This is a genomic window from Petroclostridium sp. X23, from assembly GCF_030013905.1.
In the GTDB taxonomy this organism is placed as follows: Bacteria; Bacillota; Clostridia; order SK-Y3; family SK-Y3; genus X23.
In genome coordinates, this window is record NZ_CP124862.1 from 4,706,023 (window position 1) to 4,723,921 (window position 17,899).

Below are 17,899 nucleotides of genomic sequence, written 5' to 3' on the forward strand. Positions count from 1 at the left end.
AGACAGATGAAAAAAGATCATATAAGGGATTATGCAACAGAAGCCTTCCGATTTTACGCCAAAACCGGAGGCCGAGAATCGTATATTAAAACTTTAATGCAAGATATACAAAAGCAGCCGGGAACAGGAGTATGCAGCCCCACAGAATCTGCGATAATCAGTAAAGAAAAAGTCATAGAATCACGAGCCGCAGAATTTGCCGATATTGAAGCAGTAGATAAAGTATTATCCATCTTGGAAATGTCATCACAGGGTAGATTTATTCGGGAAGCCATAGAACGTGTGTATTTCAAAGATTGTTGGAAGGACATAGGCAGGGGGGACATGAGTGATAGGGTCCATTCAGCAGAGCTTGGTATACCGGCAAGTCAGAGGCAGATATATTACTGGCTTAAAAAAGCAAGAAGGCTGTTTGCTGAAGAAAGAGGGTTGAGATTCTGAAAAGTTTGCAGTAGTAGGTTCAAACTATATGTTATAATGTGTATAGTTGATAAAGTTATAAGTAAACCGCACGGAGAGATCTGTTGCGGTTTTTTGTTTTCACATTTTTATAGCACATTACATATTATGTTAATATACGGTGTCTGTCATTATTGGCAGAAGGGTTAAACACTCATGATGCAGGGGCGGGGCGAGAGTGTTATAAATTTGAACGATAAGAGCTTAAAGGCTCTTTTTGCTTTGCATAGAAATAGGAGGTGGCATTCATGGCCAAGCTTACAGCAAAACAACAGAGATTTGTAGAAGAATACCTGATTGACCTTAATGCCACACAGGCAGCTATAAGAGCAGGATATAGCCCCAGTACCGCAAAAGATATAGGGTGTGAAAACTTAGCAAAACCCAACATTCGCGCGCATATAGACGCTGCACTTGCAGAGAGATCGAAGCGAACAGGAATTAATGCAGATAGGGTTGTAAGGGAATTGGCCCGTATTGCATTTTTAAATGTGGATGAAGTAATTAACGTGAACACTGCTACTGTGAAGCCGGATGCTTCGGAGGACGATACTGCTGCCATTGCATCTGTGAAGGTTAAGACTGTATCCGGGGATGAATTCGATAGCACAGAACGCGAAATAAAATTTGCGGATAAATTGAAAGCCTTGGAGCTGCTTGGCAAGCATTTAGGAATGTTTAAGGATAAGGTTGAGGTAAGTGGATCACTTGAAACGAATACGGCAAAACTTGATTCTATTCTTGAACAGCTAAAGGGCTGATGTTATGGAACAGTTTTTGTTATCTGAAAAATACAAAGCATTCCTAAAGCACACTGCACCAGTTGAGTTTTTGGAAGGAACTACGGCAGCTGGTAAAACCACAGTTGGTGTCGTTAAATTTATGTTTAAGGTTGCTGAGAGTCACAAGAAAATCCATATTCTTTCGGGGCTAGATCTTGGGACCATAGAGAAAAACATAATTAACAAAGATCTCGGTATTCTAGATGTTTTTGGTTCGCTGGTTGAGTATAACAGTAATGGTAAAGGACAACATTCGTTACCTCATATTCTCTACCATACGGCTTCAGGTGATAAGGTCATATATGTTTTGGGGTATGACAATAAAACTCGATGGAAAAAGGCCCTGGGAGGTCAATACGGTTGTTTATATATAGATGAAATTAACATTGCAGATATGGAGTACGTCCGAGAGGCATCTATGCGGTGTGATTATTTACTGGCTACGCTTAACCCGGATGACCCAAACTTACTGGTGTATAAGGAATATATTAACTGCTCAAGACCACTACCTGAATACAAAAATGACGCACCGCAAGAAATTAATAACATGCTAACGGAAGAACCAAAACCCAGTTGGGTACATTGGTTCTTTTCTTTTAACCATAATGCCGGATTATCTGAGGAAAAGAAAAATCAGATAATCTTAAATGTACCTAAGGGGACAAAACTTTATAAAAATAAAATTCAGGGTTTGAGAGGCAGAGCAACTGGGTTGATATTCAGTAATTTCAACAGAAAGCATCACGTAATCACGAAAGAAAAAGCGAAAAGATACAAGTTCTTATACTTCTCTGCTGGCCTTGATACATCATATTCTGAGAACAGCCCAGACACATTCGCATTCGTGTATGTTGGCATCACGGATACCGGTAAAGTGGTGGTACTGGATGAGGAAGTTTACAATAACGCGAATTTAGATATACCGTTGGCGCCCAGTGATATAGCACCCAAGTTTTTTAGATTCTTGGAACGCAATAGAGCAGATTGGGGATTTGTAAGGGATGTTTTCATTGACAGTGCTGACCAGGCCACGATAACCGAGCTTAAAAAATATAAACGAGAGCACGGCTGTGCGTATAATTTCCTCAATGCCTATAAAAAGATAACGGTCATCGACAGGATACACTTGCAACTTGGATGGCTGAATGTGATGAACGGTAATACATTTTATGAAGTGGTTGAGACTTGCATAAATCACATTATGGAACTAGAAGTCTATTCGTGGAAGGAAGATAAGTACGAACCGGAGGACGCAAACGATCATACGATAAACGCCTGTCAGTATGCCTGGATACCATTCAAGGTTAAGATAGGCAATTATGAGGGGGAGGGATAAGTTATGAAATGTACGTATGCTTGCAATGTCGAACAGGTTAACCAGAACCGGTATGAGTTTGACGATGATGGAAGGAATACGTTTCATGAGCATAAATTGATTGAACTAAAACACTACATCGAATGCCTGAAAGAAGAGTGCGGGGCATGGTATGACGGTAGATGCCACTATTCTGATATAAAGGGGGTGTAATAGTGGGATGGTTTAAAAATATGGTTATGAAGCTTTTAAATATACAGCCAGCGCAGGATAAAATGATCACAATTAGAGAGCCGTTAAGTTTTCAAGGGAACATATTAAAAAACCGGATATGGTATCGCGGGGATCCATCGGAGCTAGACCAATTCTTTAAGCAGTCAGCGCTTGACCTGGTAAGCAAATCAAGGTTTTGGGCTGCGGTACCTTCGGAGAACTTGAATATTAGGAAGATACATTCCGGATTGCCGGCAATGATCGCAGATCGGTTATCTGATATTGTCACTGCTGATATTGAAGGCATAGAGCTTGAAACGGAAGAATTGATTAACTTATGGGATGAAATCTCTAAAGATAATAACTTTGATAAACTTATAGGTGAAGCAATAGTAGATACGTTGGTTACCGGTGATGGAGCTTTTAAAATAACTGTTGATACTACGATAACGGAATATCCGATAATTGAGTTTTATTCAGGGGAAAGGGTTGACTATGTTTTAAAACGTGGGCGGCTCCAAGAGGTTCTTTTCTATACATCGTATTATGTAAAAGAAAAGGAGTATAAGCTGGAAGAGACTTTCGGTAGGGGATATATCCGGTATAAACTTTTCAATGAGAAGGGTGAGGAAGTACCTCTAGCAACAGTACCGGAAACATCCCAGCTTGCTGATACTACATTTACCGGTGACTTTATTATGGCCGTGCCATTAATGTTCTTTAAATCTCAAAAATGGTTAGGCCGGGGTAAAAGTATATTCGATAGTAAATCAGATAGCTTTGACGCGCTGGATGAAACGATATCTCAATGGGTGGATGCGATAAGATCCGGGAGAGTACAAAAATACATTCCTGAAGACATGATCCCTAGAAACCCAGATAACGGCGAATTAATGAAGCCTAACCCATTCGACAATCAGTTTATACGATTGGGCGGTACATTGGCCGAGGATAATAAAAATAAAATTGAAACTGTGCAGCCCGCTATAAACTATGAAGCCTTTGTAAATACATACTCAAGCAATTTGGATATGTGTTTGCAAGGAATCATGTCTCCTGCTACATTGGGGATAGACTTGAAAAAGACTGATAACGCCGAGGCGCAAAGGGAAAAGGAAAAAGCTACTCTTTATACTCGTGGAAAGATCATTGATGCATTAACAGAGGCTATTCCCAAAGTGGTAGATACCGTTATGAAGGTATATGATATTATGCGGAGCAGGACAGCGAGTGAATATGAAGTCAGCATAGCATTCGGAGAGTATGCATCCCCAAGTTTTGACAGTGTGGTTGAAACTGTTGGCAATGCAAAGCTGAAAGGAATTATGAGTATTGAACAGTGTATTGAGGAACTATATGGAGATACCTGGACTGATGAACAAAAAGCTGAGGAAATAGCAAGGTTGAAAGCAGAACAGGGTGTGCTGCAGGCAGATGAATCCTTTGGAGGCGGTGGGGCGTAATGAACCCTTATGATATAGCACATATTTTCTTTCAGATGGAATATGACCTCATAGATTCGATGAAAAGAAATTTTGCCCGGCATAGAGCTGAAGAGATAAAAGAAGGCTTTGAATGGGAGCAGTGGCAGCAGAGAAAGCTTGAAGGATTAGCTCAATATCGAAAAAATAATCAAAAAATATTGAATAAATATGATAATGAGATCAGCCAAGAGGTTGAAAAACTGATCAAAGATTCATTTTCTCAAGGAGCAAAAAATACAGATAGCTTTATAAATCGGATGTGGGACCGGCTAAAAACATGGTTTATTGCGGGGAAGGTAACAAGGCCAATAACCGAGGTTGATGGTAGCGATGATAGCTTTTTCAAGATAAATGAAAACCGTATCAATTCTTTAATAAATGCCGTAAAAAATGATTTCAGCAAAGGCAAATATGCTATGTTAAGACAGGCAGACGATGTGTATAGGCAAACGGTATTTAAGTCTCAAATGTATCTCAATGCTGGAGCATCATCGTTATATCAGGCTGTTGATATGGCAACGGACAGTTTTTTAGATAAAGGTTTTAACTGCATAGAGTTTAAAGATGGACGGCGCATGAACATTGCATCATATGCAGAGATGGCATTAAGAGCATCGTCACAACGGGCGGTATTTGTAGGTGGTGGAGCAAGGCGTGACGAATGGGGGATACATACAGTAGTGGTATCGGCCCATAACAATTGCTCGGAACTGTGTTTGCCATGGCAGGGACGGGTGTACATCGACGATGTCTATAGTAGTGGGGTAAAAGGTGAAGTCGAATATCCTTTACTAAGTTTTGCGATAGATAACGGTTTGTTTCATCCAAACTGCCGCCATAATATGAGCCCATGGTTTGATGGCATAAGTTCTCTGCCTGATCCGGTGGATGATGAAGATGCACTTGAAAATTATGAGGCAGAACAAAAGCAACGCTACATAGGAAGGCAGATCAGAAGATATAAGAGGCATGAAGCCGGAAGCCTTTATCCTGATAACCAGGTAAAAGCGTCACAAAAGGTGAATGAATGGCAAAACAAGCTTAGAGAACATTTAAAAGATAACCCACAACTGCGGCGTGACCCATGGAGAGAACAGGTGAAAGGCGGAATAGCTCCAAAACAGCGCAATGAGAACTTGAAGAGAGCTGCTGAAAGTGCTAGAATAGAGGCAATAAAAGAAAAAATATCAAATGGTGAAATCAGCACAAAGATTAAAGAACAGAAGCAGCAGGAACATATTCTCGGCAGTAAAAAGTGGTTGAATAGAGTCAAAATGGATTTGAAAAATAATAAATCCCCAGCAGATGCATTTTTTAAGAACACTGATATACAAAAGCTAATACAAGAGAATGCAGGGACTGGGATAATTAATTTTAGAAAAAATCAGCCATATCCAGTAGAATTTATTAGTATAGAAGGTAATGTTGGAGTTGCGTTTGACTTTGTAAAAAGAAAGTATGTAAAAACGAACAGATTCGCCATTAGATATTCATCAAAGGGAGTACATGCTCATCCGGTGCTACCAAGGAAGGAGAATTAAAAATGGATGATAAGTTACTTGAGATATATAAAAATTCCGATAGGAATAAATTTGTGAGAGTTAAACTTAAAGATGGTCGAGACATAAGGTGTAGCGCTGATACTTTTTGTACTATTGGCAGTAATGAAGATGAAGATGCCGATATACCGGCGTTGGCTATTGAAAGAGATGATGGCGGTGGAGAAATTATTACTGAGGATGATATCGAAGAAGTTATTATTTAATGAGCACTTACTGATTAAAACAGTAGGTGCTTTTATTATACGCAAAAAAGGAGGGGTTTGAATGGCAGAGTACAATATTGATAAGATAGGACCTCTGACAGGCAGAAAAATCAAAGAAGATGGAACAATAGTAAATACCGCAGACAAGATAGAGGATATAGCAAATGCTGTAAAAGGATCAGCATCGTTAATTCAAGGAAATGTAACGATTACAGGTTTAGCGCAGCAATTAGCTTCTGCTGCATGTAAAAATATCACGGTCCAAGCAGAGCCGACAAATGGAAATCTTGTGTATATAGGTATGTCAAATGCTGTTTCATCGTCTGTTCACATGGCGACTTTAGGACCAGGAAGCAGCATGACATTTACGGTTAGTAACGCTAACATGTTATGGGTAATCGGCACTTCCGGGGATAAAATTTGTTATGGTGGTGAAGCGTGATGTCGAGTAGATTAAATTATGTTGATAAGCTGCCAAGGTACTCCGCTGAAATATTTAATAGTGAACCGATATTTACAATAGGTAAAGGGAAAAGTTCAGACGGCAGCGTCATAGATTATAGCAGATTCATCGTTAATGGGCCATTTAGTGCATTGGATTTGCAAGGACGAAGCATAAGTGTCAAAGAAGGACAAAATTTTGAAACTACAGGAACAGGTTGGAATCCAACCACACTTAATGGTATAGGTTATTCAGAATCTTCTACAGAGAAAGCATTATTTGGAAGTAAGTCATATAAAGGGGTTGTTGCTTCACTTTCAGGTAGTTCACGACTTGAAAAAACATTTGATGTTGTAGTTGGACATAAATATTATGTTTTAGGACACATATATCCAAAGTATGCTACTACAACATTTATATCATTTGCAGGAGTAAGTTTGCCATCAATTACACCTACTGCAAATCAATGGAATAAAGTAAGTGGAGTGGTTACTTCTACAAACACAGACCCATTTAGGTTTTATCATGTAACGAATGTTAATTATGCAATTGGAGATGTAATATACTTTGATGGATTAATGTTGATAGACCTTGCCGCTAATGGGTTAGACGGATATACAAAAGAGCAATTAGATGTAATGTTACATTGGATGTCTACAGGCGCTCAATCTACAATTGGTGACTTGAGAATTAAGAGCATAGGGAAGAATTTGTTTGCTGAAAAAAGTTTAATAAATTCTACTCTTAATAATGAAAAATATTACGTTTTAGATACCAATGATAGTCAAAATAGATTATATAATATAAATTTAAAAGTAAACACTGATTTCACGTTAAGTTGTTATGCGAAAACTACATCAGGATCTGAACGTCTTAGGCTACGACTATTTTACGCAGACGGTACTACTTCAGATATTTTTAGCACAAATTTTTTAACAACAACAGAGGGCTTAGTAAATATGCCAATTGTGGTTAATAAAAAAATATCTCATGTGTCTTTGATGCGTGGGACTGCCGGTAATACACTTTATATTAAGGCCAACAGTATTATGCTAAATAATGGCGTAACTCAGGAACCATACGAACCATACAAAGAAAGCATCATCTACATCTCCCTACAAGATTATCTCCGTAGCCTACCCACCGTGAAAGATGTAATTGACGTTGTTGATGGGTTGTTGACGAAGAAGGTTAAACCATATACGTTACAAGGAAGCGACTATATTACTACAACAACAAGTCAAACATATGTTGATTATGCGGTATACAAACTGCCAAGCGACTGTGCAAATCTTGGTCTTACAGGTACTATAACAGGTCAAGTTTATATACCAAATAAAACTGAGTCTATATACCAAAGTGAAATTCCAACAGCAGAAGTTGGAAAATTTTTTACTGGAAATGCTTCAGGCGAAAACAGAATATATTTCATAATTGAAAAAGGCACAGTAGCAACCGCAAGAACGGAAATTGAGGGGATACTTACGTGTAATTATCAGTTGGCGCAGAATATCACGCATAAAGCTGGTGACGGTTCAGGGTTTGAAATAGAAGTTGAAGGCGATTTCAAAGCATATAAAGATGGAACGGTTATACAGGAAGCTTATTACAAGAGAAAACAATTCTACGCTGGTGGGATCACATTTGATAAGCCGTTATCTGCTATCGACAAAGTAAAAAAAGTTGAAGGGGCAGAGGTAATAGAAATACCATTAAGCGATGTTCAACTATCTTCAGATGGACTAAGTTGTACTATCACGGGAGCCGCTGATGGGGAGGTATATATCCCATATGGGTCATATCGGCTGGAAGAGAGTACAAACGGAACTGTTGTATCAAAATATGTGATTAATCAAGAAGCTGCTGATCAAGAAGGGTTAAGACTTGCACAAATGACAGCAAGTACACTTTCCCAGTTTATATCGGATCAAAATGCTGTTAATGTTAGCTTTGACTATAGGTTATCATTACTAGAGATATAAGAGAGGGGGTTAATGCATGGATATTGTAGTGATTAAAGATCCTGAAAGCAGGTACCAAGCTTTAAAACTATCAATAGAAAACTCAGACTTTCCGGTAAATCAAATGGCGGTAATGCTAGATTGGCATTTGCAAAAAGGAAATATAAATCAACAACATTATGATGAGCTAGCAGGGCTATTGCAACCGGCAACTGATTTAGAGGAACAAACACCTTCCGAGTAGGTGTTTTTTTATTCCGTCTTTTTGGCATTTATGACGTTAAACTGAAAGACATCACTGGTCAAGACCAGGATAAAAAATGAAGATGAGGGAGCGATAAAAATGACAAAGGAGCAATTTATAGCATTAGGATTGACGGAAGAGCAAGCCACAAAAGCAGCAACAGCTTCAGCTGATGAGTTAAAGGGGTTTATACCGAAACAAAGATTCGATGAAGTAAATGCGGCTAAAAAGAAGTCTGAGGAAATGGTTACAGAGTTAAATAACCAGATGGATACTTTGAAGAAATCAACAGGAGATAACGAAGCTCTAAAGAAGCAAATTGAGGACCTTCAATCCCAAAACAAGCAAAAGGATGAAGAATATCAAAAGCAGATTAAAGAAGAAAAAGTTAACACTGCTATAAAACTTGCTATAAATGGCAAGGTGCATGATGAAACGCTTGTGACAGGGCTTTTTGATAAGTCAAAATTGGTTCTCAATGAAGATGGTACAATTATTGGTCTTGATGATCAGGTGAAGGTACTGAAAGAGCAGAAGTCATTCCTGTTTAAATCGGAAGAACCAAATCAGAAACCAGGGTTTAAAGTTGGAGGCGATGGAAAGCAAGATCCACCGCCAAATTCAACCGACAACTTGAGGTCTGCATTAGCAGAGAAATACAAAACAAACTAATATGAAAGGATTGATATTATGATTACATTAGCACAAGCAAAAGTAGGTATGTCCGATAAGGTCGATCAACAGGTGATTGACATATTCCGTAGGGAGTCTATTCTCCTGGATCAATTAGTGTTTGATGATGCTGTTTCTCCAGGAACTGGAGGGAGCACATTGACGTATGGATATGTTAGAATGAAAACGCCTGCTACAGCCGGATTCAGAGCCATTAACACTGAATACACAGCACAAGTGGCAGACAGAGAAAAGTTCACAGTAGATTTGAAAATCTTCGGTGGCGCTTTCGAAATTGACCGTGTAATTGCTGATACTTCCGGGGCAGTAGATGAAGTAGACTTTCAACTACAAGAAAAGATCAAAGCAGCTAGGAACCTGTTTCACTATACCGTTATAAATGGAGATAGTGCGGTTGATTCACTGGCTTTTGATGGATTAGACAAAGCTTTGATAAATAGCAGCACAGAAAAGAATACAGAAAGCTATATTGATTTATCTGATAGCGCTGCTGTTGATACCAACTATAAGATTTTCCTTGATCTATTGGATGATTTCCTTTCTGATCTTAACGGAAAACCTAATTTCCTGATGGGGAACAGCAAGCTTATGACAAGAATCAAGGCTGTAGCACGCAGAGCAGGATATCTGACGGCTTCCGAAGATGCATTCGGCCGTAAAGTAGATTCCTATGACGGCATTCCTCTATTGGATTTAGGATACTTCACCGATATTTCAGAAGGTACCCCGGTTGAAACCCCAGTCGTACCAATTGTAGGTAGGACCATTGGAGAAAATCCTTTAACAGGATTAACCGACCTGTATGCTCCTGTTATTAACCTTGCAGGATTCCACGGTGTTACAGTAACAGGTAATAGCATTATTAGAACATTCTTGCCTGATTTCAATATTCCAGGAGCCGTTAAAAAAGGTGAGGTTGAAATGATCGGAGCTGTAGCACTAAAAAATACACGTGCTGCCGGTGTTTTGAGAAACATCAAAGTACAGTAAAGGATGTGTATTGATGTTGTTTAAGGTCACTGCTCCTGTAGTGGGTTACTCAGGTGTGACTGCAGGAGTAACTTTTAAAAATGGTGTCGGAGAAACCGACAATAAATGGCTGGCTACTTGGTTCAAAGAAAAAGGATATAAAGTCGAGAACCAAGAGGAAGAAAAGGCAACAAAAAATAAAAGATCAAAAGTAAAAGAAGCAAGTGAATAGCTTGCTTCTTTTTTGAAAGAGTGATAGAAGATGTATGCTGACGTTAACTACTATAAAGATGTCTATAAAGGCACTTTGATCCCGGATGGACTCATAGAACAAAAACTTGAAAAAGCTGCAGATCAAATTGATAGTATGACGTATAACCGCATTGCGGTGGCAGGTTTTGATAATCTTACGCCTTTTCAACAAGAAAAGATAAAAAAAGCCGTATGTGCCCAGGCTGATTATACATATCAATATGGCGATTATCTGAACATGCCATTGTCAGGCTTTTCTGCCGGGAGTACAAGCATGTCTTTTAAGGGAGTAGAAGCAGTAGGTGTAAAAACCTCTGATGAAGTTATTAATTATCTGAAAGTTACCGGATTGACATGGAGGGGGCTGTGATATGGCGGGTAAATTTCCGTTCCCCAAGTTTCTTTTAAAAACCCCGGTGAAAATATACCACACAGAGCTTGGAGAAGAAGGAGAAATAGAAGAACTGCTTTTTGACGGAAAATGCTTCTATGAAGAAAAGACAAGGCAGGTCCTTGATGCTGAAAGAAAGTTAGTGACTTTGTCAGGGAAAGTAATCCTTGAAGGTGATATTTATCCGGATAAGATTATTCAAGGGTATGTACAGTTTGGAGAAATTAAAAAAGATATCTTTAAGACAGCAAGGCCGCGCAACCCAGATGGTACTGTTTTTTCAACTGAATTGGAGCTGGTATAAATGGCTATTAGAGTAAAAGTAAAAATGAACCGGGCAAAGATGAAAGAACTATCGGCAGCACAGAGACAGGCGCTTGAAATGACAGCCGATGCCGTAAAAACCGATGTAATGACTTCCGCTGTTGTACCAAAACAGACAGGGGAACTTGAAAGAAGCGCTTTTGTAGATGATACCAAGTTGAAGCGCGGGCGTGTCAAATTAGTATATGATACCCCATATGCTAGACGGCTCTATTGGCATCCAGAATATAATTTCAGAACAGATAAAAACAGGAAGGCTGGAGGCAAATGGCTAGAACCATGGATCTCCGGTGATAAGAAGAACTTTGCCAAGAATTCATTTAAAAGACTATACAGGCGCTTAACAAGGGGCGTGGTACAATGACGCTTAAAGATATTAAAGATTGGCTCAAAACGCAGATAAGCAGTCCACAATGGTATATAGGAAAAATAGATGGCAGCAAAGAACAATGTATTGGAATCTACAGCATTAAAGGACCACCCCCCAACATATCAATAGGGGGGATAGATAACACATCTTATGCTGTAAAGTCTGTTTCTATATTGGTTCATTGGGGTAAAAACGCCGATACCGCGGAACAAAAGGCGCAAGAGGTTTATAATTGCCTATTTGGGCAAAACGCAACTATAGCTGGAAAGAGAGTTGTAAATTTTGAAATGAATCAATCATGTCCTATTGGTGTAGGTACTGATGAGCAAAATATTTATGAATATGTAATTGAAGTAAACATTTATTATGAAAGGTAGGGAATGAGAATGGCTGGAGAAACTGGTGTATTTCCTGTACACAACAATAAATTTAAGATCAACACCGCTGGGAGAGTAACAACGGATCCTCTAACAATGGTTGTTGTTAAGGACTTAGAGACGTTCAGCCCTAGTATTGATGCTAATACGGAAGAGTGGACACCGATGGATACCGAAGGATGGATCAGAAGGGCTGTCACCGGTAAAGGGTTAAGTTTCAGCTTTACAGGTAAGAGAAACTATGGTGATCCTGGAAATGACTATGTTGCAGGGTTACTGCTTGGCACAGGGCAAGATGTAGAGAGCATATTTGAGTGGGAGCTACCGAATGGAGATAAGTTAACGATGAATTGCATTATTAATCTAACCACTCCTGCTGGCGGCGATAGCACGAATATTGATACTTTAGAATTTGAAGTTCTTTCAGATGGGCTTCCGGCCTATACACCAGCTGTTTAATCAGCTGGTTTTATCGTATAACGAGAGGAGGTGGGCTTTGTGGCAAAGATTATTAATATCACTGATAAATTAAGCTCCGAAAAACCAAAAATTGTTATTGGTGATAAAGAGTACACTGTAAATGATGGTATGGAAACCGTATTGAAATTTGAAGAACTTGCTTCTGATAGTTCTGCTGACAACATGGTGCAGGCGATAGAACTTTCATTAGGCGCAGATGCAGTGAAAGAGTTACAAGTAAGGAAGATGTCCATTAGTAATTTTAAAGTGCTTACAATTGCAATTATGGCGGCTGTGCAGGGCATCGAATATGATGAAGCTGCCAAACGATTTCAAGGATAAGTCAACAGGAGAAGTATGGTACGATTTGCGAGAAGATTGGGGATTAGTAGAAGCAAGCATAGCAAAGCAATACGGATTACGGATAAGGCATCACACAGACATGCCATGGGATGAATTTTGTACATTGGTTGGTGGGTTGATGCCGGATACACCCCTCGGACAAATCGTTACAATAAGGGCAGAGAAAGACCCAAAAATAATCAAAAACTTTACGCCTGACCAAAAGCGAATACATAGGGACTGGCAGAAGAGACTGGCGATGAAACGTTTGGAAAACCCGGATAAATTAAATAAGGATATGGAAGCATTGGGGAAAATGTTTGCGGCCATGTTCGGTAAAAAGAAAGCCTAAAATTATTTGGGCTTTCTTTTTTATGAAAAAATATGAGGGGGTGAAATGGTGAGCGGAGATAATGTTGGAAGAATTGACCTTGACCTTGGCATAAATTACGGAGCCTTTAATAGGGAACTGCGGGGAATATCCGGTAATGCACAATCTATGGTAGGCAGTGCATTTAAAAAGCTTGGTGCGACTATTGCCGCCACATTTGCTGTTAAGTCGATGATTGATTTTGGAAAAGCGTCCGTTCAGCTTGCTTCTGATTTAACAGAAGTTCAGAACGTTGTTGATGTTACATTTGGAGCTATGGCCGAAGATATAAACCAATTTTCAAAAGAAGCTTTGAATAATTTTGGTATGGCCGAGCTTTCAGCAAAGAGGTTCTCTTCTACAATGGGGGCTATGCTAAAAAGCTCCGGCCTTACAGGTCAAGCAATAGTGGATATGTCAAAAAAGATAACCGGTCTAACCGGGGACATGGCTTCATTCTATAATTTATCCCAGGATGAAGCTTTCCAGAAAATCCGTTCAGGATTAGCAGGAGAAACCGAACCGTTAAGGCAATTAGGCATTAACATGTCTGTAGCCAATTTGGAAGCGTACGCCTTATCCAAAGGAATTAGGAAAAGTTATCAAGAAATGACGCAAGCCGAACAGACATTGCTGCGATACAACTATCTGCTTAATGCTACAAAAGATGCACAAGGAGACTTTGCAAGGACTTCCGACAGCTGGGCAAATCAAGTTAGGCTTATGGGTGAACAATGGAAGATCTTCCAATCAACCATGGGCCAAGGATTCATAAACGTATTAACGCCAGTTATAAAGGGCTTAAATACACTTATACAGAAGTTGCAGATAGCAGCGCAATACTTTAAGGCTTTTACAGAAATGGTGTTTGGCGCCCAAAAAGCCACTGCCCAGGGTGCGGCTGCTGCTGCAACGGCTGCAGTTTCTATGGACGGCATGTCAGATGCTTCTGCGGGCGTGGGTGATGCTGTTAAGAAAACCAATAAAGAATTAAAAAGATCAGTTGGGTCATTTGACCAGCTTAATGTGCTTACTCAAAATACTGCTGATGCGATGGAAGGTATAAGCGGTAATACATCTTCTATTGGTGATATTGATCTCGGAACTGTAAATACTGAAAGTGATGTAGGCATTGATACAAAGATATTTGAGCCGCTTATGAATACTCTTTCTAAAATAAAACAACTGGCTTTAGATGTAGGCAACTTTTTTAAAAATGCTTTTGGGGGGCCTCTTTTAGATGCAGTTAAATCTTCTTTTCCTGCGTTCGCAAAAATAAAAGATAAAATATCTGATATTTTTAGCACTTCTATTGATATTACAAAAGAATCAATAGACATTATGAAAAGCGCATGGGAGGGTTTTGATCAAGATCTTATAAAAGAGATCGGGAAAGCATTTAAAAATCTTACAGAGCTATTTAATATTCATCTTAATCAATTCACTATCCCTGTTTTAACTAACTTTCTTGAGGAGATGTCATGGTTATGGGATAAACACTTGAAAGGATTGGTTGAAGAGCTATCTGTTTTTATCGGAAAGCTTTCAGTAGGGGCATTAGAGATATATAACAGTTTCATACATCCTATTGTAAAATGGCTCTATAAAAACTTTTATACATCATTTGCGAGTAATATAAACTTAATAGTTGATATACTTGGCACGGTGCTGGGGGCTGCCGCAGATGTAGCGAAAGGAATAATAACATCATTAGGCGGTATAATAGATTTCTTAGCAGGAGCATTTACTGGTGACTGGGAAAGGGCTTGGGTTGGTGTGCAAAATATTTTTAAAGGTATTAGTGATGCCTTAACAGGGATATTTAAAGGGAATATCAATCTAATTATTGACGCAGTTAACTATTTAGTTAGGGGATTAAATAAAATTAAAGTTCCAAAAGTAGATATACCGGGCATTGGGAAAGTAGGAGGATGGGGCTTTGATATAAAAGAGATACCCAAATTAGCAACAGGCGGGATAATCACTCAACCTACACTTGCAATGATGGGTGAAAATAGCAAAAAAGAAGCAGTAATCCCATTAGAGAATTCAAGCTTCATCACTGATTTTGCTACAACAATAGCTCAGGCGGTTGCAGCAGCACTATCAGCATTGAATACTAATAACAATAAAGATATGCCGGAAACTTTAGTACTAAAAGTAGGAGAATTTGAATTCGGAAGAATAGCAATTAAGTCAATAAATGCATTGCAACAACAGGCTGGAGTAACGTTATTAAACGTATAGAAGGTGATGTACTATGTTATTAAAGATAAATAATACAGAAATTTCAGTATATCCAAAGGAGTTTACGGTAACGCCTCTCGACATAGACAATGGTGAGTCTACTGTAAGAACTGCGGATGGGACATTGAACAGAGATAGGGTAGCAGTAAAAAGGCAGATCGAAATGTCATGGGGTGTACTTAGCTGGGAGGATGTTTCCTCAATACTTCAAGCAATGCAAGATGTGTTCTTTGACTTTTATTATCCTGATCCTATGACAGGACAGTATGAAACAAAAACATTTTATGTGGGGAATAGGCCGACACCTGCGGCGCTATCGAAGAATGGACAAATTTTATGGTCAGGCTTGAAAGTAACCTTAACAGAAAAGTAAAGGGGGGTAAGCTATGTATAATGTATCAGATATATTTAAGGAGTATATAGTTAAGCCTGATAGAGAATTTGAAGTCAAAGCTATGGTTGATTCAACAGAGTATGACCAAACAAAAGTTGTAGAATTTTATATAGATGATAGTATAATTTCAGGGGATGATTTTGAAATAGGCACAGTGCTTTATTCAAAGTTAACGTTGTCCGTCAAGACAGAAGAGTATGCGCCATCAAGTGCTAAAATTGTTCCGAATATAAGGTTGAAAACCAATACTGGGTATACAGAGTGGGTACCGTTGGGCACATTTTATATTGATACTAGATCGTATAAAAATGGCGTTTGGACATTTGTTTGTTGTGATCTATTAGCCAGGACTCAAAACAAATTCAATTCAAATTTAACATACCCGGTATCAATGCAATCAGTATGGAATGAAATGATGTCAATGCTTGGTATGACAAGTCATAGTAGCGTGGTGATTAATCCGAACTATGAAATACCATACAAGCTAGAAGATATCACATATCGTGAAATGATGGGCTATATAGCTTCTGCTCATGGGGCTAGCGTTAAATTGTCAAGGGCTGAAGAAGTGAAGTTTGTTTGTATGGTCGGTGTCCCTAATACTGCAGCTATAGACCCTTCTCAATATGTTAAAGTAGATATAACTGATATGAAGGTTATAACTAGAATTGTTTTAACATATAACGAAGATGGCGAGACTCTCGAGATCGGATCCGGTTCAGGTGCTAATACACTAAAAATATACAATCCGTTTATGACTGAAGAGATGTTGTCAGATCTATATTCAATTATAAACAATTTTTCATATATTCCTTTTTCGATGGTTTGGAAAGGCGCGCCATACATTGATTGCGGCGATAGAATTACTATTAGAATTTTAAAACCAGCAAGTAGTTGGATTCCATCATTTGTAATGACAAATAAAACATCATTTAAGGGTGGGCTTCTATCAACTATCACAGCACCATCACCATCCGTATTAAAAAGTGAATTTAACTATGAAGGGAATCTTTCAAAAACGATAGCGAACGCAGTACAAAAAGATACACCATATTATGGGGTAACTATTGGAAGAACAAACGGACTAAACATACAAAGATCTGACGGCGCTAGTAGAGCAGTTTTTAACAGCGATGAATTATCAATGTATGCAAATGGGGAACAAAAATTATATTTTGATGCTCAAAAAGGGAATTTTGTATTTAACGGTGAGCTTTCTACAGATCTGTTTAATGCGTTAAGAGCAAACCTAAGTGTTGTTGTTTCAAATACAAATGTAACTCAAATTTTGACTGCCGGTAATGCTACGATAGCTGAACTTACAGTTGATAGACTTGATACAGGAATAGCAAAAATTAAAAATTATCTTAACAGTGACACATCAGATATACATTACAAACGTGATTATGCTCAGTATTCTCAATATATTACTGCAAGTACTGACGGTTTGCAGGAAGAACAGGTTACTGATAGAAATGGAAATCCTCTGTATTGGCTTGATGATACACATATGGGAACAACCACGGATGAAACGGACTATCCGGTTATGTCATATGTTTATACAGAAACTATCAAGCTTGAAATATCTTTTGACCCAAACGATCCGAATAACACACCAAAAATCATATTAGGAGCAGGAACAGGAAGTGGAAATAACGGAAAAGGATTTATATGGAAAGATGCGAATGGATTAACTCTGCAGTATATTAAAGAAGATGGTATGGGGGTATCTATATCGCTTGGGGAAGCAGGGCTTAACTTAGGTAATTCTGTTGAATTTCAAAGTGTTAGCGCAGGGAACATCACTGCGGATAATATTGGCGGCGAGAATGTTAATACAAGTAACGTTAACTCTGAAAATGTTGATTGCACTAATGTTACCGCAGCAAATGTTACTACTGAGACATTATCTATTTCTACTAGTATATCAGCGCCAAGTAATGCAACCTCAAATGGGTCTTTAAGAAATATCCACTATTCAACTTCAGATCCAACATCCCTAGATGGTAACAACGGTGATATCTGGTTAAAATATGAGGTGTAATT

Annotated in this window: 23 protein-coding genes; all 23 read left to right on the forward strand. The window is 38.7% G+C overall.

The window, feature by feature from the left end:
* The first annotated feature begins 6 nt into the window (after positions 1–6).
* The 23 genes from QKW49_RS22145 (at position 7) to QKW49_RS22255 (ending at position 17,897) form a co-directional block, all read left to right on the forward strand.
* The gene (locus QKW49_RS22145; protein WP_282864811.1) at positions 7–441 is read left to right on the forward strand and encodes a hypothetical protein; all 435 of its coding nucleotides are present in this window, start codon (positions 7–9) and stop codon (positions 439–441) included.
* Positions 442–707: 266 nt separating this feature from the next.
* A complete protein-coding gene (locus tag QKW49_RS22150) occupies positions 708–1,220 on the forward strand; it encodes a terminase small subunit (RefSeq protein ID WP_282864812.1) in 513 nt (170 codons plus the stop codon).
* Between the two features lie 4 nt (positions 1,221–1,224).
* On the forward strand, positions 1,225–2,577 hold the full coding sequence (locus QKW49_RS22155; protein ID WP_282864813.1) for a terminase: 1,353 nt from the start codon (positions 1,225–1,227) through the stop codon (positions 2,575–2,577).
* A 3-nt stretch (positions 2,578–2,580) separates the two neighbouring features.
* On the forward strand, positions 2,581–2,769 hold the full coding sequence (locus QKW49_RS22160; RefSeq protein WP_282864814.1) for a hypothetical protein: 189 nt from the start codon (positions 2,581–2,583) through the stop codon (positions 2,767–2,769).
* 2 nt (positions 2,770–2,771) lie between these two features.
* Positions 2,772–4,232, forward strand: a complete 1,461-nt coding sequence (locus QKW49_RS22165; protein ID WP_282864815.1) for a capsid protein — start codon at positions 2,772–2,774, stop codon at positions 4,230–4,232.
* On the forward strand, positions 4,232–5,794 hold the full coding sequence (locus QKW49_RS22170; RefSeq protein WP_282864816.1) for a phage minor capsid protein: 1,563 nt from the start codon (positions 4,232–4,234) through the stop codon (positions 5,792–5,794). The genes QKW49_RS22165 and QKW49_RS22170 overlap by 1 nt, the downstream gene beginning before the upstream one ends.
* 2 nt (positions 5,795–5,796) lie before the next feature.
* Positions 5,797–6,018, forward strand: a complete 222-nt coding sequence (locus QKW49_RS22175; protein WP_282864817.1) for a hypothetical protein — start codon at positions 5,797–5,799, stop codon at positions 6,016–6,018.
* 61 nt (positions 6,019–6,079) lie between these two features.
* Positions 6,080–6,460: a hypothetical protein gene (locus tag QKW49_RS22180; RefSeq protein WP_282864818.1), complete on the forward strand. Its 381-nt coding sequence runs from the start codon at positions 6,080–6,082 to the stop codon at positions 6,458–6,460.
* On the forward strand, positions 6,460–8,442 hold the full coding sequence (locus tag QKW49_RS22185; protein ID WP_282864819.1) for a hypothetical protein: 1,983 nt from the start codon (positions 6,460–6,462) through the stop codon (positions 8,440–8,442). Before QKW49_RS22180 ends, QKW49_RS22185 begins: the two co-directional genes overlap by 1 nt.
* A 16-nt stretch (positions 8,443–8,458) precedes the next feature.
* Positions 8,459–8,665 (forward strand): hypothetical protein, encoded by a 207-nt coding sequence (locus QKW49_RS22190; RefSeq protein WP_282864820.1) that lies wholly within the window; start codon positions 8,459–8,461, stop codon positions 8,663–8,665.
* Positions 8,666–8,764: 99 nt separating this feature from the next.
* On the forward strand, positions 8,765–9,337 hold the full coding sequence (locus QKW49_RS22195; protein WP_282864821.1) for a phage scaffolding protein: 573 nt from the start codon (positions 8,765–8,767) through the stop codon (positions 9,335–9,337).
* An 18-nt stretch (positions 9,338–9,355) separates the two neighbouring features.
* The gene (locus tag QKW49_RS22200) at positions 9,356–10,348 is read left to right on the forward strand and encodes a major capsid protein (RefSeq protein WP_282864822.1); all 993 of its coding nucleotides are present in this window, start codon (positions 9,356–9,358) and stop codon (positions 10,346–10,348) included.
* Positions 10,349–10,361: 13 nt separating this feature from the next.
* Entirely contained in the window at positions 10,362–10,559 is a 198-nt protein-coding gene (locus QKW49_RS22205; RefSeq protein WP_282864823.1) for a hypothetical protein, read from the forward strand.
* Positions 10,560–10,589: 30 nt separating this feature from the next.
* On the forward strand, positions 10,590–10,949 hold the full coding sequence (locus QKW49_RS22210) for a hypothetical protein (protein WP_282864824.1): 360 nt from the start codon (positions 10,590–10,592) through the stop codon (positions 10,947–10,949).
* A gap of 1 nt (position 10,950) precedes the next feature.
* Positions 10,951–11,274, forward strand: coding sequence for a hypothetical protein (locus tag QKW49_RS22215; RefSeq protein WP_282864825.1), 324 nt, complete (start codon positions 10,951–10,953; stop codon positions 11,272–11,274).
* Positions 11,275–11,658 carry a minor capsid protein gene (locus tag QKW49_RS22220; RefSeq protein ID WP_282864826.1) on the forward strand — a complete coding sequence of 128 codons (384 nt, stop codon included), beginning with the start codon at positions 11,275–11,277 and terminating at the stop codon, positions 11,656–11,658.
* Positions 11,655–12,041 (forward strand): minor capsid protein, encoded by a 387-nt coding sequence (locus tag QKW49_RS22225; RefSeq protein ID WP_282864827.1) that lies wholly within the window; start codon positions 11,655–11,657, stop codon positions 12,039–12,041. The genes QKW49_RS22220 and QKW49_RS22225 overlap by 4 nt, the downstream gene beginning before the upstream one ends.
* Before the next feature lie 9 nt (positions 12,042–12,050).
* A complete protein-coding gene (locus QKW49_RS22230; RefSeq protein WP_282864828.1) occupies positions 12,051–12,500 on the forward strand; it encodes a hypothetical protein in 450 nt (149 codons plus the stop codon).
* Positions 12,501–12,539: 39 nt separating this feature from the next.
* Entirely contained in the window at positions 12,540–12,842 is a 303-nt protein-coding gene (locus tag QKW49_RS22235) for a hypothetical protein (protein ID WP_282864829.1), read from the forward strand.
* A complete protein-coding gene (locus QKW49_RS22240) occupies positions 12,811–13,194 on the forward strand; it encodes a Gp15 family bacteriophage protein (protein WP_282864830.1) in 384 nt (127 codons plus the stop codon). Before QKW49_RS22235 ends, QKW49_RS22240 begins: the two co-directional genes overlap by 32 nt.
* Positions 13,195–13,239: 45 nt before the next feature.
* Positions 13,240–15,459, forward strand: a complete 2,220-nt coding sequence (locus tag QKW49_RS22245; RefSeq protein WP_282864831.1) for a hypothetical protein — start codon at positions 13,240–13,242, stop codon at positions 15,457–15,459.
* Between the two features lie 13 nt (positions 15,460–15,472).
* Positions 15,473–15,832, forward strand: coding sequence for a DUF6711 family protein (locus tag QKW49_RS22250; protein WP_282864832.1), 360 nt, complete (start codon positions 15,473–15,475; stop codon positions 15,830–15,832).
* 13 nt (positions 15,833–15,845) lie between these two features.
* Complete coding sequence (locus QKW49_RS22255; RefSeq protein WP_282864833.1) at positions 15,846–17,897, forward strand: hypothetical protein; 2,052 nt, start codon at positions 15,846–15,848, stop codon at positions 17,895–17,897.
* Positions 17,898–17,899 lie beyond the last annotated feature (2 nt).